This is a genomic window from Lentzea alba, from assembly GCF_011067745.1.
Lineage (GTDB): Bacteria > Actinomycetota > Actinomycetes > Mycobacteriales > Pseudonocardiaceae > Lentzea > Lentzea alba.
In genome coordinates this window covers 86227-110331 of the sequence record NZ_JAAMPJ010000021.1, presented here as the reverse complement: position 1 = coordinate 110331, position 24105 = coordinate 86227, and the positions used below count along the sequence as shown (strand labels likewise).

The 24105-nt window shown below is 70.4% G+C and carries 19 protein-coding genes; 7 read left to right on the top strand and 12 right to left on the bottom strand.

What is annotated here, in order from left to right; genetic code table 11:
• Positions 1-5: 5 nt before the first annotated feature.
• Complete coding sequence (locus G7043_RS50285) at positions 6-530, bottom strand: helix-turn-helix transcriptional regulator (RefSeq protein ID WP_166055992.1); 525 nt, start codon at positions 528-530, stop codon at positions 6-8.
• Between the two features lie 97 nt (positions 531-627).
• Between G7043_RS50285 and G7043_RS46395 the strand changes: the two genes are divergently transcribed.
• Positions 628-4746 carry an nSTAND1 domain-containing NTPase gene (locus tag G7043_RS46395; RefSeq protein ID WP_166055990.1) on the top strand — a complete coding sequence of 1373 codons (4119 nt, stop codon included), beginning with the start codon at positions 628-630 and terminating at the stop codon, positions 4744-4746.
• Here G7043_RS46395 and G7043_RS46390 read toward each other — a convergent pair.
• Positions 4701-5366: a response regulator gene (locus G7043_RS46390; RefSeq protein ID WP_166055988.1), complete on the bottom strand. Its 666-nt coding sequence runs from the start codon at positions 5364-5366 to the stop codon at positions 4701-4703. The two genes, G7043_RS46395 and G7043_RS46390, sit on opposite strands and share 46 nt — an antisense overlap.
• The gene (locus G7043_RS46385; protein ID WP_166055986.1) at positions 5363-6442 is read right to left on the bottom strand and encodes a sensor histidine kinase; all 1080 of its coding nucleotides are present in this window, start codon (positions 6440-6442) and stop codon (positions 5363-5365) included. Before G7043_RS46385 ends, G7043_RS46390 begins: the two co-directional genes overlap by 4 nt.
• A gap of 132 nt (positions 6443-6574) precedes the next feature.
• On the opposite strand from G7043_RS46385, the gene G7043_RS46380 reads away from it, so the two are divergent.
• Positions 6575-6886: a DUF6223 family protein gene (locus G7043_RS46380; protein ID WP_166055984.1), complete on the top strand. Its 312-nt coding sequence runs from the start codon at positions 6575-6577 to the stop codon at positions 6884-6886.
• Here the strand turns inward: G7043_RS46380 and G7043_RS46375 are convergent.
• The 4 genes from G7043_RS46375 to G7043_RS46360 all read right to left on the bottom strand — a co-directional run bounded on the left by G7043_RS46375 (position 6843) and on the right by G7043_RS46360 (position 11268).
• Positions 6843-7982 carry an ROK family protein gene (locus G7043_RS46375; RefSeq protein WP_166055982.1) on the bottom strand — a complete coding sequence of 380 codons (1140 nt, stop codon included), beginning with the start codon at positions 7980-7982 and terminating at the stop codon, positions 6843-6845. The two genes, G7043_RS46380 and G7043_RS46375, sit on opposite strands and share 44 nt — an antisense overlap.
• 91 nt (positions 7983-8073) lie before the next feature.
• Positions 8074-9450 (bottom strand): xylulokinase, encoded by a 1377-nt coding sequence (xylB, locus tag G7043_RS46370; protein WP_166055980.1) that lies wholly within the window; start codon positions 9448-9450, stop codon positions 8074-8076.
• Position 9451: 1 nt separating this feature from the next.
• Positions 9452-10603: a xylose isomerase gene (gene xylA, locus G7043_RS46365; RefSeq protein ID WP_166056067.1), complete on the bottom strand. Its 1152-nt coding sequence runs from the start codon at positions 10601-10603 to the stop codon at positions 9452-9454.
• A 68-nt stretch (positions 10604-10671) separates the two neighbouring features.
• Positions 10672-11268 carry an SGNH/GDSL hydrolase family protein gene (locus G7043_RS46360; RefSeq protein WP_166055978.1) on the bottom strand — a complete coding sequence of 199 codons (597 nt, stop codon included), beginning with the start codon at positions 11266-11268 and terminating at the stop codon, positions 10672-10674.
• 50 nt (positions 11269-11318) lie between these two features.
• Here G7043_RS46360 and G7043_RS46355 point away from each other — a divergent pair, with 50 nt between their 5' ends.
• Positions 11319-11951, top strand: coding sequence for a hypothetical protein (locus G7043_RS46355; RefSeq protein ID WP_166055975.1), 633 nt, complete (start codon positions 11319-11321; stop codon positions 11949-11951).
• Here G7043_RS46355 and G7043_RS46350 read toward each other — a convergent pair.
• The gene (locus tag G7043_RS46350; protein ID WP_166055973.1) at positions 11948-13309 is read right to left on the bottom strand and encodes an aspartate aminotransferase family protein; all 1362 of its coding nucleotides are present in this window, start codon (positions 13307-13309) and stop codon (positions 11948-11950) included. The two genes, G7043_RS46355 and G7043_RS46350, sit on opposite strands and share 4 nt — an antisense overlap.
• Before the next feature lie 60 nt (positions 13310-13369).
• Positions 13370-13852 (bottom strand): Lrp/AsnC family transcriptional regulator, encoded by a 483-nt coding sequence (locus G7043_RS46345; protein WP_198680641.1) that lies wholly within the window; start codon positions 13850-13852, stop codon positions 13370-13372.
• Positions 13853-13978: 126 nt separating this feature from the next.
• Here G7043_RS46345 and G7043_RS46340 point away from each other — a divergent pair, with 126 nt between their 5' ends.
• Positions 13979-15424 carry an aminobutyraldehyde dehydrogenase gene (locus tag G7043_RS46340; RefSeq protein ID WP_166055969.1) on the top strand — a complete coding sequence of 482 codons (1446 nt, stop codon included), beginning with the start codon at positions 13979-13981 and terminating at the stop codon, positions 15422-15424.
• A gap of 204 nt (positions 15425-15628) precedes the next feature.
• On the opposite strand, the gene G7043_RS46335 is transcribed toward G7043_RS46340, so the two are convergent.
• Positions 15629-17248, bottom strand: coding sequence for an amidohydrolase (locus tag G7043_RS46335; protein ID WP_166055967.1), 1620 nt, complete (start codon positions 17246-17248; stop codon positions 15629-15631).
• Positions 17245-18726 carry an APC family permease gene (locus G7043_RS46330; protein ID WP_166055965.1) on the bottom strand — a complete coding sequence of 494 codons (1482 nt, stop codon included), beginning with the start codon at positions 18724-18726 and terminating at the stop codon, positions 17245-17247. The genes G7043_RS46335 and G7043_RS46330 overlap by 4 nt, the downstream gene beginning before the upstream one ends.
• Positions 18727-19139: 413 nt before the next feature.
• Between G7043_RS46330 and fusA the strand changes: the two genes are divergently transcribed.
• The gene (gene fusA / locus G7043_RS46325) at positions 19140-21125 is read left to right on the top strand and encodes an elongation factor G (protein ID WP_166055962.1); all 1986 of its coding nucleotides are present in this window, start codon (positions 19140-19142) and stop codon (positions 21123-21125) included.
• A gap of 52 nt (positions 21126-21177) precedes the next feature.
• Complete coding sequence (locus tag G7043_RS46320) at positions 21178-21939, top strand: endonuclease/exonuclease/phosphatase family protein (protein WP_313888434.1); 762 nt, start codon at positions 21178-21180, stop codon at positions 21937-21939.
• Here the strand turns inward: G7043_RS46320 and G7043_RS46315 are convergent.
• Entirely contained in the window at positions 21929-23386 is a 1458-nt protein-coding gene (locus G7043_RS46315; protein WP_166055957.1) for a PA domain-containing protein, read from the bottom strand. The two genes, G7043_RS46320 and G7043_RS46315, sit on opposite strands and share 11 nt — an antisense overlap.
• Positions 23387-23494: 108 nt before the next feature.
• On the opposite strand from G7043_RS46315, the gene G7043_RS46310 reads away from it, so the two are divergent.
• A complete protein-coding gene (locus tag G7043_RS46310) occupies positions 23495-24103 on the top strand; it encodes a hypothetical protein (protein WP_390829795.1) in 609 nt (202 codons plus the stop codon).
• Positions 24104-24105: the final 2 nt, after the last annotated feature.

Sequence of the window (24105 nt, the reverse complement as noted above, 5' to 3'; positions counted from 1 at the left end):
GCACGCTAGGAACGCACCAGCAGCGGGCGCCCTAGTCGCGAGACCAGTTGCGTGCGGTCGCGACAACCGAACTTCCGCAGCAGGTTCGAGACGTGGTACTTGACCGCGCTCACCGTGATGAACATGGCGGCTGCGATCTCCGCGTTCTCCCGCCCCTCGGCGACCAGCCGCAACGTCTCCCGTTCGCGATCGGTCAGCGACGCGGGCGGGGGAGGGGGCAGCAGCGTCGACACGAGCCGGGGCGACACCCAGCCGCCGAACCGGTGCACGTCGTGGATCGCCCGCACCATGTCGTCCAGCGGGTCGTCGGCGAGTACGAGCCCTGTCACGCCGGCTCTCACGAGGTCGTCGACGGCGTGCACGAACGGCAGCACCGCGACGGTTCGAGGACCGAGGGCGTCCGCGGCGTCGGTGACGGTCACGTCGGCGGGAGTGCCTGGGACAGCCCACGACAGGGCGGCGAGGCGCGAGGAGATCTGGTCGGCCAGCAAGGCGCTGCGCAGCGAGAGCGCGACATGGATTTTCCGCACGGTGCGAAACCGTCCGTCCAGGACCGTATTTCTCCGTATCGGCTGCGTATAACGCCTGGTCGTTGTTACCGTTCCGCCGATCTTGGGGGGAGGGCGCGTGGAGTTCCGGGTACTCGGTCCGCTCGTCGTCATGGCGGAGAACGGCGAGACGCCGTTGCGCTCGGCGAAGCAACGGATCCTGCTGGCGATGCTGCTGCGGCACGCGAACACGCCCGTCTCGTCCCAGCGGTTGATCGAGGTGCTGTGGGAGGTCCCGCCGGCATCCGCGCAGGAGAACGTCCGGCTGTACGTCTACCAGCTCAAGCGCGCGCTCGGCCTCGGCGAGCGGATCACCCGCAAACCGGCGGGGTACGAGCTCACGATCCTCGCCGGCGAACTGGACGCCGACCGGTTCGAGCAGCTGACCGAGGACGGCGAACAGGCGCTCGCGCACGGCGACCCGGCCAAGGCGGCCGACCTGCTGACCGAGGCGCTGGGCAAGTGGCGCGGACCGGCCTACCCGGACCTGCCCGGCCAGTTCGCCGCCAGACTCGACGAGACACGGCTGCGCGCGACCGAAGCGCGGGTGACCGCCGAGCTGGCGTTGGGCCGGCACGCCGAGGTCATCGGTGAGCTGGCTGAGTTGGCCGAGGCCAACCCGTACCGGGAACCCTTGCACGCCAAGCTGATGACCGCCCTGTACGGGGTGAACCGGCAGGCCGAGGCGCTGGAGGTGTTCCGCCGCACGCGTGACCGGCTGGTCGCGGACCTCGGCATCGAACCCGGCCCCGACCTGCGCGGACTGCACGAGACCATGCTGCGGGGCGAGCAGCTGGACGAACCCGTGCCGCCCAGGACCACCCGCGGCGACTGCCCGTACCGCGGCCTGATGGCCTACCAGCCGGAGCACCACCCGTGGTTCTTCGGCCGCGACCACCTGATCGAACTGGTCACCCGCCGGATCGAGCGCTATCCCGTCGTGGGCGTGTTCGGTGCGTCCGGCAGCGGGAAGTCCTCGCTGCTCAGAGCAGGTGTCGTCGGCAGGCTCCCTGCTGTGTGGCGGCTGGTGGTGATCACCCCGACCGCGCACCCGATGGCAGCGCTCACCACCGCGTTGGCGTCGATCACCGGCAAGAAGGCTGACCTGGGCGAAGACCCAGCGGCGTTCGACGTTGGCGTGCGCAACGCGCTCGCTTGTGGTCCGGACGACGTGCGAGTACTGCTCGTCGTGGATCAGCTGGAAGAGCTGTTCACCTTGTGCGCCGATGAAAGTGAGCGCTCACAGTTCCTCGCGGTGTTGCTGGACGCGGCCCAGGGACCGCATCGGCGCACACGGGTCGTGCTCGGCATCAGAGCGGACTTCCTCGCCCACGTGACACAGCACCCCGGACTGGTGACGGCGCTGGCCGACGAGGCGACCGTGCTGGTCGGGCCGCCGTCCACCGCCGACCTGCGGGACATCGTGCTGCGGCCGGCCGCGATGAGCGGTCTGTCCGTCACGGCCGACCTGCTCGCCACCATCCTCGCCGACGTGGATGCCGAGCCCGGCGCGCTGCCGTTGCTGTCGCACGCGCTCGTCGAGACATGGCAACGGTCCGGTGCGGAACTGACGCTGGCCGCGTACCGGGCCGGCGGCGGGGTGCACGGCGCGATCGCCCAGACTGCCGAGCGCGCCTACGACGAACTCGGCGAGTCCGAACAGCAGGCCATGCGCCGGGTCCTGGTGCGTCTCACCGCGTTCGGCGACGGCACCGAAGACACCCGCAGGCCGATCCGCCGTGCGGAGCTCGACGGCATCGCCGAGCCTGCCGTGATCGACGGTGTGCTCGCCCGGCTGGTCGCCGAACGGTTGATCGTGCTCGACGAGGACACCGCCGAGATCGCGCACGAAGCCCTGATCCGGGCGTGGCCGCGGTTGCAGCGCTGGCTTTCCGACGGCCGCTCGACCCTGCTGGTCCACCGCAGGCTCACGGCGGCCGCCCACACGTGGACCGAGCTCGACCAGGACGACGGCGCGCTCTACCGGGGTTCGCAGCTGATCACCGCCTCAGCCTGGGCCCAGGACCACCCCGGTGAGCTGAACGCGGCCGAGGAGTCGTTCCTGCGCGCGAGCCGGGACCGGGACGAGGCCGAGCAGGTGACGGTGAAGCGCCGCAACAGGTTGCTCACCAAGCTCGTCGCGATCATGGGCGTGCTGCTGGTGCTCGCCGCGGGCGGTGGTGGCGTCGCGTGGTGGCAGTCGCGCGAAGCCCAGCTGCGCCAACGGGTCGACCGGGCACATCAGCTCGCGTTGTCCGCGCGTGGCCTCGTCGACACGGCACCCGACCTGGCAGGGCAGCTCGCGATCTCGGCGTTCCGGCTGCACGAGGACGACGACACCCGAGGCGCGCTGCTCAGCACCGCCTCCGCACCCCGGCGCCGCGTCGACCTGAACACCGACGGCCCGCCCGTGCTGGACGTGAGCGTGTCGCACAAGGGTGACGTGATCGCGACCGCGGACCGGGACGGCAATGTCACGTTGTGGGAGCCAAAGACGCGCGAACGAACGCTGTTGTTGTCCGACCACAATGGACTGACCGACGGCGGCTACGCCCGTCAGGTCGAGTTCAGCGCGGACGACAGGTTCATCGCCTCGAACGCCACCATGCCGACGCTGGCCGGCAGTCCCGGTGACGTGGTGATCTGGGATCTCTCGACGCGCAAACCCGTGTTCTCGCAACGGTTCGCGGTGCTCACCACCGGCCTCGCATTCCACCCTGAGGGAACGTCCTTCGCGGTCGGTGTCGCGGGCGGTGACGTCGAGGTGTGGGACGTCGGCGCGAAGACCCGCCGGGTGTTGAAGGGCCACGCGCACGAGGTGAACTCGCTGGCGTTCAGCCCGGACGGCGCGCTGCTCGTCACCGCGAACGACAAGGAGCACCCGCTGGTGTGGGACGCCGGGTCCGGGGCGAAGGTCGGCGAAATCCCGTCGCTGGGGGTCGGCACCGTCGGTTTCGACGGTCCCGCGAAGATCACCACGGCGACCCTCCGCAACGGCGTGAGCTTCTGGGACGTGACCGGAAAGCTGTTGTCCGCGCTGCCGAAGCAGGGCCCGTACGCGTGGGAGGCGTCCGCGCCGGTCGGCGGCCGGATGGCGGTGGCGGACGAGGACGGCCTGATCACGATCTGGGACATCCGCACCGGCCGGCCGATCACGACCTACCGCGACCGCGGCCGCACCGAGTCCAGGTCGCTCGCGCTGGGCCGGGACGGCACGCTGCTGGTGTCCGGTGGTTTCGGCCGGACCGTCGCGGTGCGCGAGGACGCCGTGCCCGCGTTCACCGGACACGCCGGCGACGTCAACGACATCGACGTCTTCGGGGACACGGTCGCGTCCGCCGGTGACGACGGAACCGTGCGGCTGTGGGGACTCGACGGCACCGCTCTGGCCACTTTGGACGGTCATCCGGACCGGGTCGAGGCCGTGTCGTTCAGCCCGGACGGCGCGCGGCTGGCCGCGCTGACCCGCGACCACACCATCACGATCTGGGACGTGGCGCGGCGCGCGCGGCTGTCGTCGTTCTCCTACAGCGGTTTGGGCGCGTCGACCGACATCGCCTTCCAACCGGACGGGCGCGGGATCGTCGCGGCGTCGCTCGGGCGGTTCCGCTGGTCGTTGCCCGACCTCGTGCGGGGCTCGTTCTCCGGCGGCCCGTACATCGCGAGCGCAGTGGAGTTCACGCCGGACGGCAGGCTGCTGATCTCCACCGATCCGGCCGGTGGCGCGATGCTGTGGAACATGGCCACCGACAGGCTGGAACGGCGCGTCAGCACCGGTCAGGGCGACGTGCGCGACGTGGCGATCAGCCCGGACGGCACGCGGTTCGCCACGGCGGGCGCGAACCGGACGGTGAAGGTCTGGGACGTGGCCACGGGCGCCGAGCTGATGACGTTGAGCGGCCACTCCGCGCCGGTCGTGACGCTGGCGTTCAGCCCGTCCGGTGACGCGCTGGCGTCCGGGGGAGAGGACCACTCGGTCGTCGTGTGGAACCTCGGCACGCACACCGGCGCCACCCTGACCGGGCACACGGGGCCGGTGCAGGCCGTGGCGTTCACCCGCGACGACGAACTGGTGTCCGGTGCGAACGACTCGCGGATCATCCGCTGGTCTCTGTCCGTTGTGGACGCCGAGAAGCGGATCTGCGCGGAGACCTATCCGCGTTCCGAGGTGTGCGGGACGACCAGGCCCGACTCGTAGGCGATGACGACGAGCTGGGCGCGGTCGCGCGCGTACAGCTTGGTCATCGCGCGGTTGACGTGGGTCTTCGCCGTGAGCGGGCTGATCACCATGCTCGCGGCGATCTCGTCGTTCGACAGGCCTCGCGCGACCAGGACGACGGCCTCGCGCTCGCGGTTGGTGAGCTGGGCCAGGTCACTGCTGGGTTTGAGCGGCTGGCTCACGTACCGGTCGATCAGCCGGCGGGTGATCGACGGGGCGAGCAGCGCGTCGCCGCGGGCCGCGACCCGGACGGCGTGCAGGAAGTCCTCCGGCTGGACGTCCTTGACCAGGAACCCCGCCGCGCCGGCTTTCAGGGCGTGGAAGACGTACTCGTCCAGGCCGTAGTTGGTGAGGATCACGACGTGGGTTTGTGACAGGGCGGGGTCGGCGGCGATGCGCCTGGTCGCCTCGATGCCGTCGACCTCCGGCATCTGGATGTCGACCAGGGCGATGTCCGGGAGGTGTTTGCGGGCTTCTTGCAGGCCTTCCGCGCCGTTCGCGGCCTCCGCCACCACCTCGATGTCGTCCTCCGCGTCGAGCAGCGCGCGGAAACCGCTGCGGATCAGGGGCTGGTCGTCGACCAGCAGGACGCGGATCACGGCTGTGCCACGGGGAGTTCGGCCTGGACGGTGAAGCCGCCTTCGTCGCGGGGTGCGGCTTTCAGGCTGCCGCCGAGTGCGGTGACGCGTTCACGCATGCCGAGCAGTCCTACTCCGGGATCGCCGCTGGGGATTGCCGTGCCGTCGTCGTCGACGCGGATGAGCAGCGCGTCCGGCCGGTAGTCGATGCTGATCTTCGCGGTCGCGGCGGCGGCGTGCCTGGCGATGTTGGTCAACGACTCCTGCACGATCCGGTACGCGGTTCGTGCCACCGCGGCGGGGACGTCCTTGTGCTGCCCCTCGATCGTGAGCTGGGCGTCGAGGCCGGTGGCTCGTGCGCGTTGGACGAGGTCCGGGACGTCGTCGAGGCCGTGCGGTGGGTTCTTGTCGTCGTCTCTGAGCGCTTCCAGCGTCGCGCGCAGCTCTCGGGCCGCTTCTCGTCCCGCGTCGCGGATCGCCACCAGGGATTCGGGGACCTGCTCGCCGCGCTTCTGGGCCAGGTGGACCGCGACCTCGGCCTGCAGCTTGATCACCGAGATCTGGTGGGTGAGCGAGTCGTGCAGTTCGCGGGCGATGTGCAGGCGTTCCTCGTTGGCCCGCCTCCGAGCGGCTTCTTCCTTGGTGCGCTCGGCTTCGTCGGCTCGTCTTTCCGCCTGCCGCAGCGCTTCTCCGGCGGCCGCGGCGGCGATGAGCCAGGCGATCTGCAGGACGTCCCGGGTCTGCGCGAACGCCTCGACGGTCGTGAGGTCGCGCGGCGAGAGGAGCGCGGCGAGCGGGAGTGCGGCGATCATCAGCACCGAACCGACGAGCGTGACGATCCGGTGGCCCGCCCGCATCGTCGAGTAGACGGCGAACAGGAACGCGATCACCGGCACGTCGGCGCCGGTCGCCTGGTAGCCCAGCGCGAGGAGTCCCGTGGCGACCAGCACGGCTGTCGGCGCTGTTCTGCGCGCGGCCAGTGCGAGCCCGCTCGCGGCCAGGAGGAGGTAACCCGTCGTGGTGGCGGGCTGCCCGGCCAGCACGAGGCTCGCCGCCACTCCGGCGGCGATCGCCCAGTCCAGCCAGCGCCTGCTCATACGTGCACCTTAAACCGATGGTCGTACTGGTAGATCGTGCGCTGGGAGGACCTTCCGGGTACTGCCGGCGCAGTAGTCGCTGTCTGCGCTCGCACGACGACCTGCGGCGCGCGCTTGACCAAGCTTGTGCCCATGTTCCTTTCTGCATACGAAATGACGGCGGGGCGTGCGTGGTCCCTGGTGGGCGCGGTGCTCGGCTTGGTGGGTGTGGTGTTCGGCGTGCTGGCGCTGCGGCGTCTTCGGGGTGCCGTGGTAGCCGTTGCCGGTGGCTTGGCCGGGATGGTGATCGGCGCGCTGGTCGTGGTGATGGCGAAGGGCGGTCCCGGCACCGGCTACGGCATCGTCGGCGGATATCTCTCGCTCGTGGTGGGCGTGGCCGCGTTGGTGCTGGGCGTTGTGGCTATGCGAAAAGGCGTTCGGGCTGCTGCACGGCGCGCCGGGTGATGAGCCCCGCCGCACCCCGCACCACGGCGAACTCGCCGAGCGGGGACGCCGTCAGCCGCGTGTGCCGTTCCCCGCCCGCGAGCACCCTGCTGTCCATTTCGGACTGAACGGCGGCTCTGAGATGTTCGTGCAGCACGGCATAGCTGCCGCCGAGCACGACCGTCGGCACGTCGAAGAGGTTCATCAGCGTCGCCAGCCCGACCCCGAGCGCCTTGCCGGCTTCGTGCACGGACTTCTTGGCTTTGGGGTCGCCCGCTTCGAGTGCTTTGTGGAGCGAGTCGAGCCTGCGCCTGCCTGCCTCGCGCAGGATGACGTCGAGCCCCGCGTACCGCTCCACACACCCGCGGCTGCCGCAGGTGCACTTGATGCCGTCGCGTTCGATCACCACGTGCCCGAGCTCGCCCGCGAACCCGCTGGCACCCCGGTAAACCTCACCGTTGAGCACGACGCCCGCACCGATGCCGACGTCCGCGGACACGTGCACGAAGTCCTCACCCGCCAGGTGCCTGGGCCACAGGTGGGCCAGCGCGGCGAGGTTCGCCTCGTTGTCCAGCTCGACGTCCAGGTTCAGCCTGCGGCTCAGACCTCGTGCCAGTGGCGCGCCGACGAGTGCGGGCAGGTTCGGCGCCCTGACCACGACGCCGTCGTGCACGACCCCGGGAATCGCGAGCCCGGCGCCGAGCAGCGTGCGTTCGCCGGCGATCTCGCGAATCAGCGCGGCGACCCGGTCGAGCACCTCGTCCTCGGTGGCCTTGCGCATGTCGGCGGGCACGAGATGGCGGCGAATGGTCTCGCCGTCGAGCCCGAGCGTCTCGACGGCGAGGTGGCTGACGTTGATCTCCGCGCCGACCGCGACCGGTCCGTCGGGGTGGAAGCGCAGCGGCTTGGACGGCCTGCCGACGCTCGGCGACGTGGCGGGCTCCTCGAGGAGGATTCCGTTGGCCAGCAACGGCTCGGTGAGGTTGGACAGGGTCGCCTTGGTCAGGCCGGTGCGGGCCGCGAGGTCGGCCCGCGAGCCGGGGCGGTCGACCAGGGCGAGCAGGACCGTCCGCAGGTTGCCCAGGCGAACCTGGCGCAGGTGGTCGACGGTGGTCATCGCGCCCAGTATCGCTGGGTGGGCACGCCGGGTCGCGTGCTGCCTCCAACCGCGGTCGGAGGCAGCACGAACCCTGCCGGTCGCCGACCAGTCATCGGCTCAGGTACCGCTCTGCCGCTTCCCCGTACCGCGCCCGGATCTCCGGCACCGCGTCCGCCTCGTGACGAGTGCTCTCCGCCAGCGTCCACTCCGGCGGCGCCGAGTCGCCGGTGAGCGTCCAGGCCGCCTGCCGAGCAGCGCCGTCCGCCACGTACTCACCCGGTGCGGGAACCGTCACGGGCACGCCGAACACCACGGGCGCGATCTCCCGCACCGCCGGAGACGCCGCCGCCCCGCCCACGAGCCGCACACCGCTGACGTCCGCACCCTGCGCGGCGAGTGCGTCCAGCCCGACGGCGAGACCGCACAACATGCCCTCCACAGCGGCACGGGCGATGTTCGCCGGGGTTGCGTTGGTCAGCGTCAGGCCGTGCAGTGCTCCCGTCGCATCCGGCAGGTTCGGCGTCCGTTCGCCCTCGAAGTAAGGCACCAGGACGACACCTTCGGCTCCGGGCTTGGCGGACAGCGCCAGCGCGCTCAGCCGCGCCAGGTCCACGCCCAGCATGCGGGCGGTGGCGTCCAGCACGCGGGCGGCGTTCAAGGTGCACGCCAGCGGCAGGTAGCGGCCCGTGGCGTCGGCGAACCCCGCCACGATGCCGGACGCATCCGCCGCGCGCACGTCACTGGTCGCCGTGACGACGCCGGAAGTGCCCAGTGACACCACGACGCCGCCGCCCACGCCGAGCATCGCCGCCGCGTTGTCGCCGGCTCCCGCGCCGAGCCGCACCGGGCCGGAAACGGACTCCGACGGGCCGAGCACGCGCGGCAGCACCACGTCGGACCGGCCCAGGCCGAGCGAGACCAGGTCCGGCACGTACTCGCCTGCCACCGAGTCGAAGTAGCCGGTGCCGGACGCGTCCGAGCGGTCGGTGACCAGGTCGGCCAGGTCACCAGTGCCGCGCAGCCGCCACGTCAGCCAGTCGTGCGGCAGGCAGACGGCGGCGGTGCGCTTGGCGTTGGCCGGTTCGTGCTGGGCGAGCCAGCGCAGCTTGGTGATCGTGAACGACGCGACCGGCACCAGGCCGATGCGCGACGCCCACGACGAAGCGCCCAGCTCGTCGGTGAGGGCGGCCGCCGCGGCCGCGGACCTGGTGTCGTTCCACAGCAACGCCTCCCGCACGACGTCGCCGTCCTCGTCGAGGCACACCATGCCGTGCTGCTGGCCCGCCACGCTGAGCGCCGCGACGTCGTCGAGCCCGCCGGCGTCGGACAACGCGGACTGCAGCGCGGTCCACCAGTGCGACGGGTGCACCTCGGTGCCGTCCGGGTGAGCCGCGCGGCCCTCCCGGACGAGCTTGCCGGTCTCCGCCTCGCGCACCACGACCTTGCACGACTGCGTCGAGGAGTCGACGCCCGCGACGAGCGTCATGTCAGCGCGCTCCGGCGAGGTGCTCGAGCGCGAGCTGGTTCAGGCGCACGAAACCGTAGCCGCGTTCGCCGGCCTTGTCCGGGTCGAAGCTGTCGTCGTTGATCAGGTCCTCGTAGGACTCGCCGGCACCGAGCGTCGGCTTGCCCAGGTCGGCGACACCGGCGATGGCCAGCGCCTCCTGCACCTCGGGGTCGGCCCGGAACGCCTTCGCGCGGTCGCGCAGCAGCAGGTAGGTGGCCATGTTCGCGCGAGCCGAGTCCCAGACGCCGGTGATGTCCTCGGTCCGCGACGGCTTGTAGTCGAAGTGCCGCGGCCCGTCGTAGCCCGCGGTCTCCAGCAGGTCGACCAGCGCGAACGCGTTCATCAGGTCGCCGTGCCCGAACACCAGGTCCTGGTCGTACTTGATGCTGCGCTGCCCGTTGAGGTCGATGTGGAAGAGCTTGTCGTGCCACAACGCCTGCGCGATGCCGTGCACGAAGTTCAGCCCGGCCATCTGCTCGTGCCCGACCTCGGGGTTGAGCCCGACCAGGTCGGGGCGGTCCAGCGTCGTGATGAACGCCAGCGCGTGCCCGACCGTGGGCAGCAGAATGTCGCCGCGCGGCTCGTTCGGCTTCGGCTCGAGGGCGAACCGCAGGTCGTAGCCCCGGTCCGTGACGAACTGGGTCAGCAGGTTCATGGCCTCGCGGTACCGGTCGAGCGCCGCGCGGACGTCCTTCGCCGTGTCGTACTCCGAGCCCTCGCGCCCGCCCCACAGCACGTAGGTCTGCGCGCCGAGCTCAGCCGCCAGCTCGATGTTGCGCAGCACCTTCTTCAACGCGAACCGCCGCACCCCGCGGTCGTTGCTGGTGAAGCCGCCGTCCTTGAACACCGGGTGGCTGAACAGGTTCGTCGTGACCATCGGGATGACGAGCCCGGTCTCCTGCAGCGCGCCCTGGAGCCGGCCGATCTGCTTCTCGCGCTCGGTGGCCGCGAACCCGAACAGGTCGTCGTCGTGGAACGACAACCCGTACGCACCCAGCTCGGCCAGCCGGTGCACCGCCTCGACGACGTCCAGCTCAGGCCGCGTGGCCTCGCCGAACGGGTCGCGACCCTGCCAGCCCACGGTCCAGAGACCGAAGGAGAACTTGTCCGCCGGAGTGGGCGCGCTCATCATCCACCTCATTCGTTCAATGCTTGAACTTAATGCGGACAGTACGACGCCCGGCCCGTGATCGCAATCGGTCAGGCGTGGTTCCGCGCGGCGACCGCCTCGACCGCGGGAGCGAGCGCCGCGGCGATGGCGCGGTACCCGGCGCCGGACGGGTGGAAGCGGTCCGGCGCGAAGAGCGACGGATCGGCGGCGAACTGCGGTGAGACGACCTGCTCGACGTGTGCGACCACGCCGCCCGCCCGGATGACGGCCTGCTGCTGCGCCAGGGCGTAGTCGCGGCTGACCGTCGACACGATGTCGCGCAGCGCGGGCGGCACGTGCGCGACGACGCTCAGGTCCGGCGCCGTGGCGACGACGACTCCGGCACCCGCGCGGCGCAGGTCCGCGACCGCGTCGTGCAGCTGCTGCGCGCCGATGTGCGCGGGGACGAACCGAGTCAGGTCGTTCGCGCCGATCACGATCACGGCGACGTCCACCCCGCTCGCCACCGCGGCCCGCACCTGCGTGCTCAGTCCGGACGAGCGGGCACCGGGTACGGCGTGCACCCTCAGGTCGACCTCGTGGCCGGCCGCACGCAGGCGCGCGGCGAGCAGCGGGCCGAGGGTGTCCTCACGACGTGTGCTGCCGACGCCCGCCGCGATGGAGTCACCGAGCAAACGCAGACGCATGCCCGTAAAACGGCGAGCGTCGTGGCGGTGTTCCGGGTGAGACTGTGACGGTGGACGAGCTGCTGGGGTGGTGCGTGGTCGCGAACGTGGCCGCCACCGATCTGAAGCACTTCTCGCAGGGCACGAAAATGTGGGTGCTGCCGCCGCAGTGGGGTGACGGCGGGCAGGACGTCATCGTGGTCGGCCGGCACCGCGGCAGCCCGGGGCCGGTGTCCCAGATGGTCGTGCCGCGCGTGCACCTGACGAACTTCCGGGTGCGCGGGATCTACCAGCCGACCGTGCACCGCCAGCTCACCAAGGAGTTTCAACGGCGGGTGCCGAGCCAGTGGGAGTCGCGGGAGGAAGCGGAGAAGGTCGTCGAGTGGTGGGCTCACGAGGCGACCATCTACGCGGGAGTGCGCCGACCGCTGAAGCGCGCCGACTTCTACTACCGGCTCGCGGACGTGCTGCCGGGACGCGTTCTCCAGCAGTGGGCCGTCCAGGACGTCATGAACCCCAAGCTCTCGTTCGAACTCGGTGAGGTGTTCCGCGACCAGCAGGAGGTGGACGCGGTCCACGAGCTGCGCGAACTCCTGGACACCATCGAGACCGCCGGTGTGGCCAACTGGCTGAACAACGAGCTGTGGCCGGTGGTCGGGGCGGTCGCGGACAAGATCCAGGCGCTCCTGAGCCGCGCCCACTAGACCAGCTTCCAGGCGCCCTCCAGCGTGTGCCGGATGATCTGCTCCATCTCGTCGAAGTGGGACTGGTCGCAGATCAGCGGTGGGGAGAGCTGGATGACCGGCTCGGCGCGGTCGTCGGCACGGCAGTACAGACCGCTGTCGAACAGGGTCGTGGACACGTGTCCCTTGAGGATGCGTTCGGACTCCTCCGCGGTGAAGGTCGTCCTGGTCGCCTTGTCCTTGACCAGTTCGATGCCGTAGAAGAAGCCCGCGCCGCGGACGTCGCCGACGATCGGCAGGTCGAGCAGCTTGTCCAAAGTGGACTTGAAAGCGTCCTGTTCGGACAGCACGTGGCCGTAGAGGTCGTCCCGTTCGATCAGGTCGAGGTTGGCGAGCGCCACCGCGCACGACACCGGATGTCCGCCGTAGGTGGAGCCGTGCATGAACACCGTGCCGTCCTTGCGGAACGGTTCCATCAGCCGCTCGTCGATCAGAACGGCGCCGAGCGGTGCGTAGCCGGAGGTGAGCCCCTTGGCGGTGGTGATCATGTCGGGCTGGTACCCGTAGCGCTGGGCGCCGAACGTGTGCCCGAGGCGGCCGATCGCGCAGACCACCTCGTCGGACACCAGCAGCACGTCGTGCCGGTCGCAGATCTCGCGCACCCGCTGGAAGTAACCGGGGGGCGGAGGGAAGCAGCCGCCGGTGTTCTGCACCGGTTCGAGGAACACGGCGGCCACGGTGTCCGCGCCCTCGAACAGGATGGCCTGCTCGATCTGGTCCGCGGCCCACCTGCCGAACGCCTCGTAGTCGCCGGCGTGCTCGGGCGCGCGGTAGAAGTTGGTGTTGGGGACCCGGATCGTGCTGGGCACGAGCGGTTCGAAGTCCTTCTTCAGGCCGGGCAGGCCGGTGATCGACAGGGCGCCCTGCGAGGTGCCGTGGTAGGCGAGCGACCGGCTGACGACCTTGTGCTTGGTCGGCTTGCCGGTGAGCTTGAAGTACTGCTTCGCGAGCTTCCACGCCGTTTCGACCGACTCGCCGCCGCTGACGGTGAAGAAGACCCGGTTGAGCGCGCCCGGCGCCTCCGCGACCAGTCGTTCGGCCAGCTCGATCGCCCTGGGATGGGCGGCCGACCACAGCGGGAAGTAGGCGAGCTCCCGCGTCTGCCGCGCGGCGGCCTCGGCGAGCTCCTCGCGTCCGTGGCCCACCTGCACGGTGAACAGACCGGCGAGCCCGTCGAGGTACCGCCTGCCGTCGGTGTCCCAGACGTACACGCCCTCGCCGCGCTCGATGACCGGCACGGCGTGGTCGTCGTCGGCGGCGGAGTGACGAGTGAAGTGCAACCAGAGATTGTCAAGCGGCATGCCACGTTTATCGCACATGGCGAGCGCGATTACAAGGGAATCAGTAGCTCAAGTGGTAAAGAGCAACGAAATCCGCAGTCAGCGGGTGCCCCACTGGTAGGACTGCTTGCGCAGGGACAGGTAGACGAGCACCTCGGTGTCGGCCACGCCCGGAAGCGTGCGCACGCGACGGGAGATCAGATCGAGCAGGGCGGCGTCGTCCTCGCACACGACCTCGCACAGCACGTCGAACCGACCGGCGCAGATCACGACGTACGCGACCTCGTCGATCTCGGCGAGTGCGTCGGCCACCGGCTCGATGGGGCCCTGCACGTTGACCGCGACGAGCGCCTGCCGGAACAATCCGACCTGCAGTGGGTCGGTGACCGCGACGATCTGGATGACGCCGGCGTCCGACAGGCGTTGCACCCGCTGGCGCACGGCGGCCTCGGACAGCCCCACTGCCTTGCCGATCGTCGCGTACGCCCGCCGGCCGTCCTGCTGGAGCTGCTCGATGATCGCCTTCGACACGTCGTCGATGATCAGCTGGTTGCGGTCGTCCGCAGGGCTCGTCCTCTTCACGGGCACAGTATGACCACGCGCGATCACTGGTCGCACCATCGCAATACGTCTGCGGTTCCGGTAGCTTGAGCGCATCTTGGCCACTAAATCCGTTGCCAACTCGCTCGATTACCGAGGAGAAGTACCGTGACCGACAGGCTGGAACTACGCAACTTCGTCGGCGGCGAGCACACCGGCACGGTCGAGGGCAGGCGCGCGGACCTGATCGACCCCGCCAGCGGTGAGACGTTCGGCAGCGCCCCGGTCTCCGGCGCCGAGGACGTCGACCACGCCTGCCGGACCGCCGCCGCGGCGTTCGAGACGTGGCGGGACGTGCCGCCGGCCGGGCGGCAACGGGCGCTGCTGGCGTTCGCCGACCTGGTGGAGGAACACGCCGACGACCTGGTGCGGGCCGAGAGCCGCAACACCGGCAAGCCGCTCGGGCTGGCCGCGAGCGAGGAACTGCCGGCCGCGGTGGACCACCTCCGGTTCTTCGCCGGTGCCGCCCGCGTGCTCGAGGGCAAGGCCGCCGCCGAGTACCTGCCCGGTCACACGAGCTTCGTCCGGCGCGAGCCGATCGGCGTCGTCGGTCAGGTCACGCCGTGGAACTACCCGCTGCTGATGGCGGTCTGGAAGATCGCTCCCGCACTCGCGGCGGGCAACACGATCGTGCTCAAGCCGTCCGACACGACCCCGGTGACCACGCTGCGGCTGGCCGAGCTCGCGGCCGAGGTCCTGCCGGCCGGGGTGTTCAACGTCGTGTGCGGCGGCCCGGAGACCGGGCGTGCGCTGGTCGAGCACGAGATCCCGCAGCTCGTGGCGATCACCGGCTCGGTGCGCGCGGGCAGTGCCGTGGCGTCCTCGGCCGCCCGCGACCTCAAGCGCGTGCACCTGGAACTGGGCGGCAAGGCGCCGGTCGTGGTCTTCGACGACGCCGATGTCGAGGCCGCTGCCGCCGGGATCGCCACGGCGGGGTATTTCAACGCGGGCCAGGACTGCACGGCCGCCACCCGTGTGCTCGTCGGACCGCGCGTCCACGACGACTTCGTGGCCGCACTCACCGAACAGGCCAAACGCACGACCACCACGTACGAGAAGGGCGCCGAGGACCCCGACGCGCTAGTTCCACCGGTGAACAACGCCAGGCAACTCGCCCACGTCACCGGGTTCCTCGACCGCGTCCCGGGCCACGCCGAGATCACCGCGGGCGGCCGCCGCCAGGGTGACCGGGGCTTCTTCGTCGAACCGACCGTCGTCGCGGGACTGCGGCAGGACGACGAGATGGTGCAGCGGGAGATCTTCGGTCCGGTGATCACCGTGCAGCGGTTCACCGGCGAGGACCAAGCGGTCACCTGGGCCAACGGCGTGGACTACGGCCTCGCGTCCAGCGTGTGGACCCGCGACTTCGGGACCGCGATGCGGATGAGCAAGCGGCTGGACTTCGGGTGCGTGTGGATCAACGCGCACATTCCGCTCGTGGCCGAGATGCCGCACGGAGGCTTCAAGAAGTCCGGCTACGGCAAGGACCTTTCGCTGTACGGGTTCGAGGAGTACACCCGAGTCAAGCACGTCATGGCCAACATCGAGTCCTGAGAGGACAGACGCCGTGAGCCGCTACGGCGCCCAGTTCGGGGCGCCAGCTGCTCGACTCGATCCGCCGGATCTGCCTGGAACTACCGGTCGTCGATGTCGGCGCTGTCCGCGATCGCCCGCCGCCCCCACTCTCGAACCGTCCCCATGAGTGATGAGGGGAGCTTTCATAAACCTCAGGTTTATGAAAGCTCCCCTCATCAAGGTTCAGCGGGCGAGGGTTTCGGCGGCCCGATGCGCCACTGCGCCGTCGACGACGGTGAGCGCGATCGGGGCTTCGGCCAGCTCGTCGGGATCGGCCCGCAGCGGGTCGACGGTGAACGCGGTGAGGTCGGCACGTCCGCCGACCGCGATCCGGCCGCCACCGGGTTCGCCCGCGGCCAGGGCGGCGTGGGAGGTGTAGCCCTCCAGGGCCATCCGGGCGGTCAGCCCCTGCGTCGGCCCCACGGGTGGCACGTCCGGTTCGAGGGCCGGGCGGCGCAGGATCGCCTCCGCGAGGCCATGACGTGCGTCGAACGGCGCGACCGGCCAGTCCGAGCCGAGCACGACCGGCACGCCGGCGTCACGCAGGTCGCGGCAGCGCCAGGCGCGGTCCGCCCGCCTCGTTCCCAGGCGCACCGACCAGTTGTCGGTGTGGTCGGCCTTCGTGAAGTGGCTGCAGTGCGTGGGTTGCATGCTCGCCACCACGCCCTGCCGGAGGAACCGGCCGATCAGCGTGCCCGGCAACGTCTCGACGTGCTCGACGCGGTGAGGAGTGAAAGCTGACTGCTCGATCCCGTCGAGCGCGTCCAGGACGTGCCGCACCGCGGCGTCGCCGATGGCGTGGGTCGCGGTCGGGACGCCCGCCCCGGCGAGCTTGCGCAGGGCCGCGGTGTAGTCGTGGACGTCGGGCCACAGCGCGGACGTCGACTCTCCCAGCGCGTCCGGCGCCTCCAGCCAGGCGGTGCCGTTGTCGATCGTCCCGTCGAGCATGAACTTGACCGCGCCGACCTGCCAGCGGCGCCCGCCGCGGCCTTGCAACGCCACCAGCTCGGCGATGCCGTCGGAGTCCACGCCGGGGTCGCACCAGGGGGCGAACCGCAACCGCAGCGGCAGGTCGCCGAGTTCCTCCGCGGCGGCGAGGACGTCCTGGCTGTCGCCGAGCAGGTCCATGACGTGGCCACCGGTGAGCCCGGTGGCGGCCATCTCGGCCAGCAGCCCGTGCAGCCTGGCCGCACGGGCCGCGACCGGCTCCACCGGGGCGTGGCGGAGCACGAGCTCCATGGCCGCCGACTCGTGCAGCAGCCCGGTCGGGCGCCCGTCCGCGTCGCAGACCACGGTCGAACGCTGGTCGAACTCCCTGGGCCCGGCCACGCCCGCGATGCGCAGCGCGGCCGGGGTCACGAGCGCCGAGTGCGCGTCGAAGAGCCGGACGAACGCCGGCCTGCCACCCACCGCGTCCTCGATCAGGGCGCTGGTGAGAGGTCTGCCGCCGAACACGTTCGGGTCGAGGCCCCAAGCCTGCACCCAGGCGTCGGGGGCGCGGGTGCCGGCGGCCTCGGCGAGCCGCCGGTGGACCTCCTCCGGTGCCCGCACGCCGGACAGGTCGACGTCGGCGGTCAGCTCCAGTCCGGACACCGGGTGGAAGTGACCGTCGACCAGGCCTGGTGTCAGCACGGCCCGGCCGAGATCGACGACCTCGGTGCCCGGACCGCGCCAGTCCCGCACGTCCCGCCTGGTGCCGACCGCGCGGATCACCCCGCCGGTCACGGCGACCGCCTCCACCGGACGGTCACCGCCAGCCAACGTGTGCACGGTGTCGGCGCACAGGACGAGGTCCGCGTTCACGCGGCGACCTCCTGTGCGGCCGCGGGTTCCGCACCCTCACCGACACGCGCGTACGTCTCCGGTCGCTGGTTGCGCAGCCAGACGGCGAGCACAGCACCCACCAGCAGGGTCGCCGGGACGATTCCGACCAGCACGACGTTGACGCTCGCCGGTGCGTTGGTGAGCAACCCGACGTTGCTGATCAGGACGTACGTCGCCACGGCCAGCAGCACAGCGGACACGACCGCCGCGGTCAACGCCGCCGGCGTGCTCGCCGCCTTGTTGCGCCGCGTGAAGTACACCGCGCACGAGAAGGCGGTGAGCGCCTGCAACACCACGATGCCGACGACACCGGGCGTGTTGACCCACAGCAGGAGGCCGGTGACCGGGTCGGCGCCGGCGACCGCGAACCCGATGATCACGACGACCGCGAGGATCGTCTGCACGACGCTCGCCCGGTACGGCGACCCGAACCGCGGGTGGACCCGGCCGATCCAGGCGGGCAGCACCCCGTCCTGGGCGAGGGAGTGGGTGTAGCGGGTGATGGCGTTGTGGAACGCGATCTGCGAGGCGTAGACGCTGGAGATCACGAGCAGGCGCATCAGCGTGGCCGCCCACGGTCCGACGTAGGTCTCGGTGGCCGCGAAGAACAGTCCGGGGATGTTGGCACTGGCCGCGCCGACGACCTGGTCGCTGCCGAACCCGATCACCACCGACCAGAGGACGAAGCAGTAGAACAGCGCCATGAACCCGACGGCGAAGTAGGTGGCACGGGGGATGGTGCGTTCCGGGTCGCGGGCTTCCCGGCGGTAGAGGGCGGTGGACTCGAAGCCCATGAACGCGGCGAACGCGAAGGCGAGCACGCCGCCCATGCCGGGCGTGAACGCCGCGGCCGGAGCGAAGGACGCACCGTCCACACCGGACGCACCGCCACGCGTGAGGATGCCGATCGCCATCAGCAGCAGGATTCCCGACTCCAGGATCAACAGGACGCCGAGCACCTTCGCGCCGACGTCGATGCCCAGCCAGGCGATCACCAACACCAGGCCGAGGGCCACGAGCGCGATCACCGGCCACGGCACGGTCACCCCGAAGAGGTCGGTCAGCGTCGCCCGCGTCTGCGCGGCGAACAGGCCGTAGACCCCGATCTGCAAGGTGTTGTAGGAGACCAACGCCAGCAGCGCGGCCGCGAGCCCCCAGCCGCGGCCGAGTCCTTTCGCGATGTAGGCGTAGAACGCGCCGCCGCCGCTGACGTACCTGGTCATGCGGGTGAACGCGATCGCGAAGATGATCAGCACCGCACCCGCGGCCAGGTAGGCGACCGGGGCGCCGACGCCACCGATCATGAGTCCCAGCGGGGCGACGCCGGCCATGACGGTCAGCGGAGCGGCGGCCGCGACGACCATGAAGACGAGGCCGCCGGTGCCGAGGACACCGCGTTTGAGCTGTCGTTCCGGCACGGGGGCGCTGTGGTCGGCCGGTGATGAGAGTCGGGTCATGGCGCGCCCTTTCCGGGGGTGTCTGCGGTCGCTCGGGGCTGTGCGATTGCCGAATCATTGGCCAGCGGACCCTTTGAGTCAAGGTTTTCGTAGTGAAACAGGCGCTTCGACACGCAAACGGTAGATGCATCGTGCATCTGCAACGGAAATAGTTGTCGGCTCAAATCGCTGTCGTGCGAGCGTTCGCGTGTCTACACTCCACGATCAACATCACTGAGCGAGCGACGAGAGGAGACCGGCCATGCGCACCGCAGCCGTCCTCCCGTCCCGTTTCGACGTGATCCTCGTGTCTTCGCACCCCGGCTGCCCGCTGCGCGCCGGGCACCGGAGTGTCTGACGAGCCTCCAGTCGGAGAGCTCGTCGGCTCATCGCGCTGACCTGTAGTCCTTTCGCACCCGAAAAGGCACTGAGCCATGCGCACGATCACCCTGAACGCCGTCCGCAACCTGGGCATCCTCGCCCACGTCGACGCCGGCAAGACCACGCTCACCGAACGCGTCCTGTTCGCCACCGGCACCACCTACAAGCGCGGCGAGGTGCACGACGGCACGACCGTCACGGACTTCGACCCGCAGGAGCGCGACCGCGGCATCACGATCTTCTCCGCGGCCGTCAGCTGCACGTGGGACGGGCACCGGATCAACCTCATCGACACGCCTGGGCACGTCGACTTCTCCGACGAGGTCGAACGGGCGCTGCGCGTGCTGGACGGGGCTGTCGCGGTGTTCGACGGGGTCGTGGGCGTCGAACCGCAGAGCGAGTCGGTGTGGCGGCAGGCCGACCGCCACGGCGTGCCGCGGATCGCGTTCGTCAACAAGCTCGACCGGGCGGGCGCGGACCTCGACACCGCGGTGGAGTCCATCCGGACGCGGCTGAACACCGTTCCGTTGGTGGTGCAGCTGCCGATCGGCGCCGAGGACGGGTTCGTCGGCGTCGTCGACCTGGTCCGCATGCGTGCGCTGACCTGGGAAGACTCGTTGGAGGAAGGTCCGGTACCGGAAACGCTGATGGCAGAGGCACAACGACGTCGTCGCCTCCTGGAGGAGACGGTGGCGGAGCTGCACCCGGAAGCGATCGAGGAGTTCTTCGCTGGAGGTTTGTCCGATGAGACGTTGCGGAAGGCACTGCGGGAACTGACCCGGCAGGGCGCCGGAACGGTCGTGCTGTGCGGCTCGGCGTACCGGAACCGGGGCGTCGAACCGTTGCTGGACGCGGTGATCGCGTACCTGCCGTCCCCTGTGGACGTTCCGCCGGTGCGCGGCGTCGACGGCGAGGAACGGCGGCCGGATCCGGACGCGCCGTTCGCGGCGTTGGTGTTCAAGGTGAACGCCACCGCCAACGGGCGGTTGACGTACGTTCGCGTGTACTCCGGGACCCTCCACAAAGGAGAGACGGTCAGTGTGGAGGGACGGGCCGAGCGCATCGGCCGGATCCTGCGCGTCCAGGCCGATCGGCACACGCCGGTCGACCAGGCCACCGCGGGCGACATCGTGGCACTGGTGGGGCTGAAGTCGGCACGCACGGGGACAACTCTTTGCGCGCCAACGGCTCCGCTGCTGCTGGAACCACCGGTGTCGGCTGATCCCGTCGTGTCGGTGGCGGTGGAAACGAAGACCAGCGCGGACAACGCCCGGCTCACCGACGCGTTGGCGCACCTGGTCGACGAGGACCCGTCGCTGCAGGTCAAGACCGACCCCGAGACCGGGCAGACGGTGTTGTCCGGCCTCGGTGAGCTGCACCTGGAGGTCGCGGTGGAGAAGGCGCGCACGAACCACCGCGTCGAGATCACCATGGGACGGCCTCGCGTCTCCTACCGCGAAACCCTCGCGGCGGGCGTCACGGGGTTCGTCTACCGGCACGTGAAGCAGGACGGAGGTTCCGGACAGTTCGCGCACGTCGTCATCAGCACCGAACCGCTGGAGACCGGGTTCGAGTTCCGCTCGGCGGTCACCGGCGGGCGGGTGCCGCAGGAGTTCGTCCGCGCGGTCGAACAGGGCTGCCGGGACGCGCTGGCCGAGGGACCGCTCGGCCACCCGGTGACCGGGCTGCGGGTGACGCTCACCGACGGGTCCACGCACGTCAAGGACTCCTCGGAGATGGCGTTCCGCACGGCCGGGCGGCTGGGCCTGCGCGAGGCCCTGAAGGCGGGCGCGATGACGTTGCTCGAACCGATCGCCGAGGTCACGGTCACCGTGCCGGACGACTACCTCGGTGGTGTGCTCGGTGACCTGGCCGCGCGCCGGGGCCGGATCCTCGGTTCCGCCGCCCGGACGGGCACGACCGTGGTGACGGCGAGCGTGCCGCTGGCGGAGATGTTCGGGTACGTGACGAGGTTGCGCAGCCGGACGCAAGGCCGCGGCTCGTTCACCAGCCGTCCCACCGGTTACGCGCCGGCATAGGTGAACGCAGGGCCGCCGTGGTGCACGGCGGCCCTGTGCCATGATCGGCAGGGTGGATCCCCTGCGCGTCATGTCGTTCAACCTGCGCTACGCCTCGAACACCGAGCCGAACTCGTGGGCGGCGAGGCGCCCGGTCATGGCCCAGCTCCTGCTCAACGAGCGCCCAACCTTGTTAGGCACGCAGGAAGGCCTTTTCGGGCAACTGCTCGACATCGCGCACGACCTGCCGGACCGCTACGACTGGATCGGCCTCGGCCGCGCGGGTGGCAGCCACGACGAGTTCATGACGATCTTCTTCGACACGCTCCGGCTGGAGCCGCTCGAGTTCGACCACCACTGGCTGTCCGCCACCCCGAACGTCGTGGGTTCGAGGTCCTGGGGCAACCAGGTGATCCGCATGGTCACCTGGGTCCGGTTCGCGGATCGCCTGACGGGCAGGCAGTTCGTGGCCGTCAACACCCACTTCGACCACGAGTCGGAGAACTCCCGGCTGCGCAGCGCCGAGTTCGTCCGCGACCGGATCAACGCGATGACGCTGCCGGTCGTGCTCACCGGCGACTTCAACGCCCCGGCCGCCTCGCCCACCTACTGCACCCTGACCAACGGCCTGACCGACACGTGGCTGGCCGGGCCGCGGATCACGCCCGCCTACGGGACGTTCCACGGCTACGGCCCGCTCGTGCCGGACGGCCCGCGCATCGACTGGATCCTCACCCGCGGCGCCACGATCCAGGCCGCCGCGATCAACACCTATCGGCAGGACGGCCAGTGGCCGTCCGACCACCTGCCGGTCCAGGCGTCGATCACCTTCTAGGCGCCCACTCGGGCGGCAGTTCGTGCGAACAGGTGGGGGCGCCGGCGGCACGTGCACGCCTGAGGTCCAGGTAGGGCCCGGCGATCTGGTCTCGCGGCACCGGTCCGAGCGCGGTGATGGCGTCGCCCGCGGCCAGCACCTGGCGCCGCATGCGTTCGTGGTCGACGGCCTCGGCGCCGAACGCGGGTGCCCAGAGCGTCCACGGTCCGGAGATCATCGCCATCGTCGGCACCAGGTGCGAGTGGAAGTGCGTGCCGATGCCGCCGAACGAGCACTGCGGTGGCACGCGGCCGGGCACTGGCACATCGCTGCCGGGCAACACAAAGGTGCGATCCACCGCACGTCCGGCCAACGCCGTTGAGGCGGCCTGGGAGAGCACCGGACTGCCGGCGAACCAGCCCGACAGCTCGGCGGCACCCGTCGGCTGCAGGGATCCGGCGCTGGGCAGGAACTCCCGCGTGCCGAGGTGTTCCAGGACGAACGCGAACGCCACGGAACCCCGGTCGTACTCGCCGTCGAGCGCGCGGGCGCGGAACTCGCTGCCCTCCGCCGGTCGGTGCAGGTGGCCGGTCGCGAAGACGAACTCCAGCGTTCTGGGCCGGCACCGCAGCGGCTGGCGGGCGAAGTGCTCGGCCAGCGCGAGGAGTCCGACCGTGCCGTTCTCCTGCACCCACCCCACACCGTCGGTGTTGGTGTCGATGACGATCCGTTCGCTGCTCAACCCCGGCAGAGTGGCGATCAACGAACGTGTCGATGCCGGGAAACGCCCTGCCAGCACGCCGATCGTCGTGCGTTCGCCGATCTGCAGCTTCAAGGCCGCGTCGGCGCCGACGAACACGCCGGGCACGCGGTAGTGCGTGCCCAGATGTGGATCCCAGTAGCCGCGCATCTGCTCGTGCGGGAACGGGAAGGCGACGATCAGCCCCGCGGCTCCGGCGATGCCCGCGTCGACCATGTCCTGGTTGAGCACGGGTTCGGCGAAGTAGCCGCGGTCGACGGCGGGGAAGTCGCGCAGCACGACCTTGCCGCGGGCGTTGGCGGCGGTGATCGGCGTGCCGGCGGGGAGCTTGACCAGTTCGCCGGAACGCAGGCCTGGGGCGGAGTAGGGTATCGGGGCGGCGACCGGCACGACACCGTGGGAGATCAGCAAGCCGGGGCCGGGCTGCCAGCGCACGATGGGGAAGCGTTCGGAGCGCACGGACATGCCGGAGAGGTGCTGCACCCGGTGTTCCAGCCAGGAGATCAGCCGGTGGTGCGCCGGGCTGCCGGTGGCTCGCACGCCGAAACCGGCCACCTGGGCGTTGAGGTCGCGGAGTGTGGAGACGGAGGCGAACGTCCGGTCGTCGACGGTGGGGGAGCAGTCCGGTGACGCGGTGGCCGGACTGGTCAGCTGGGCGGCGAAAACCGTTACGGCAGCTATGGATCCAAGCCATCTGGCAGGGCGCACGAGGCACACTGTGACCCTCGTGAGGGGGCCTCACAATCCGCTGTCCAGGTAGTTCGCGTCAACGGTGAACGCGAATGGTTCAGACCATTATCCGCTACGGTCCGCCAGATGCGCTTGAATTCGACGCTCGGCCGCGTCGCGGTGATCGCGTACGCGCTGATGTTCACCCTCGGCTCGACGACCGCCGCGAACGCCTCGCGCGGCAGCGAGTGCGGGACTCCGTCCATCGACCGGTTGCAGCAGTGGATCGCCAGTGGCGAAGGTGTCACCGAGCCCGCGACCGGCAGCATCCTCGTGCCGACGAACAGGCACGACTACATGGCGAAGATCAAGTTTCTCGCCGACGACTGGGCCGTCATGGTCGTGTGGCTGGGCAACAAGTTCGAGGCCCAGGCCGACCTCAGCAAGTCGCGCGGCTTCTGGATGACCTACCGCGCCACCAGCGACCTGTACGTCCAGCTGCGGCCCGCGTCGCACTGGAGCGGCGGCGACAAGTGGGTCACGAAGATCCCGTCCACGCGCGGCAAGCTGGTGCGGAAGTTCTTCAGCTTCAACCCTGACAAGTGGACGACTTTGCCCGAACTGGGCAAGCCCGCCTACCCGCTCGCGGAGGCGCTCGACGACGCCCGTGGCCTGGTGTTCGTCGGCAAGACGAAGAACGACCTGGAGTTCCGGGGGCTGAAGATCGACGGCTATCGGCCACTTTGCGTTCACTGAAA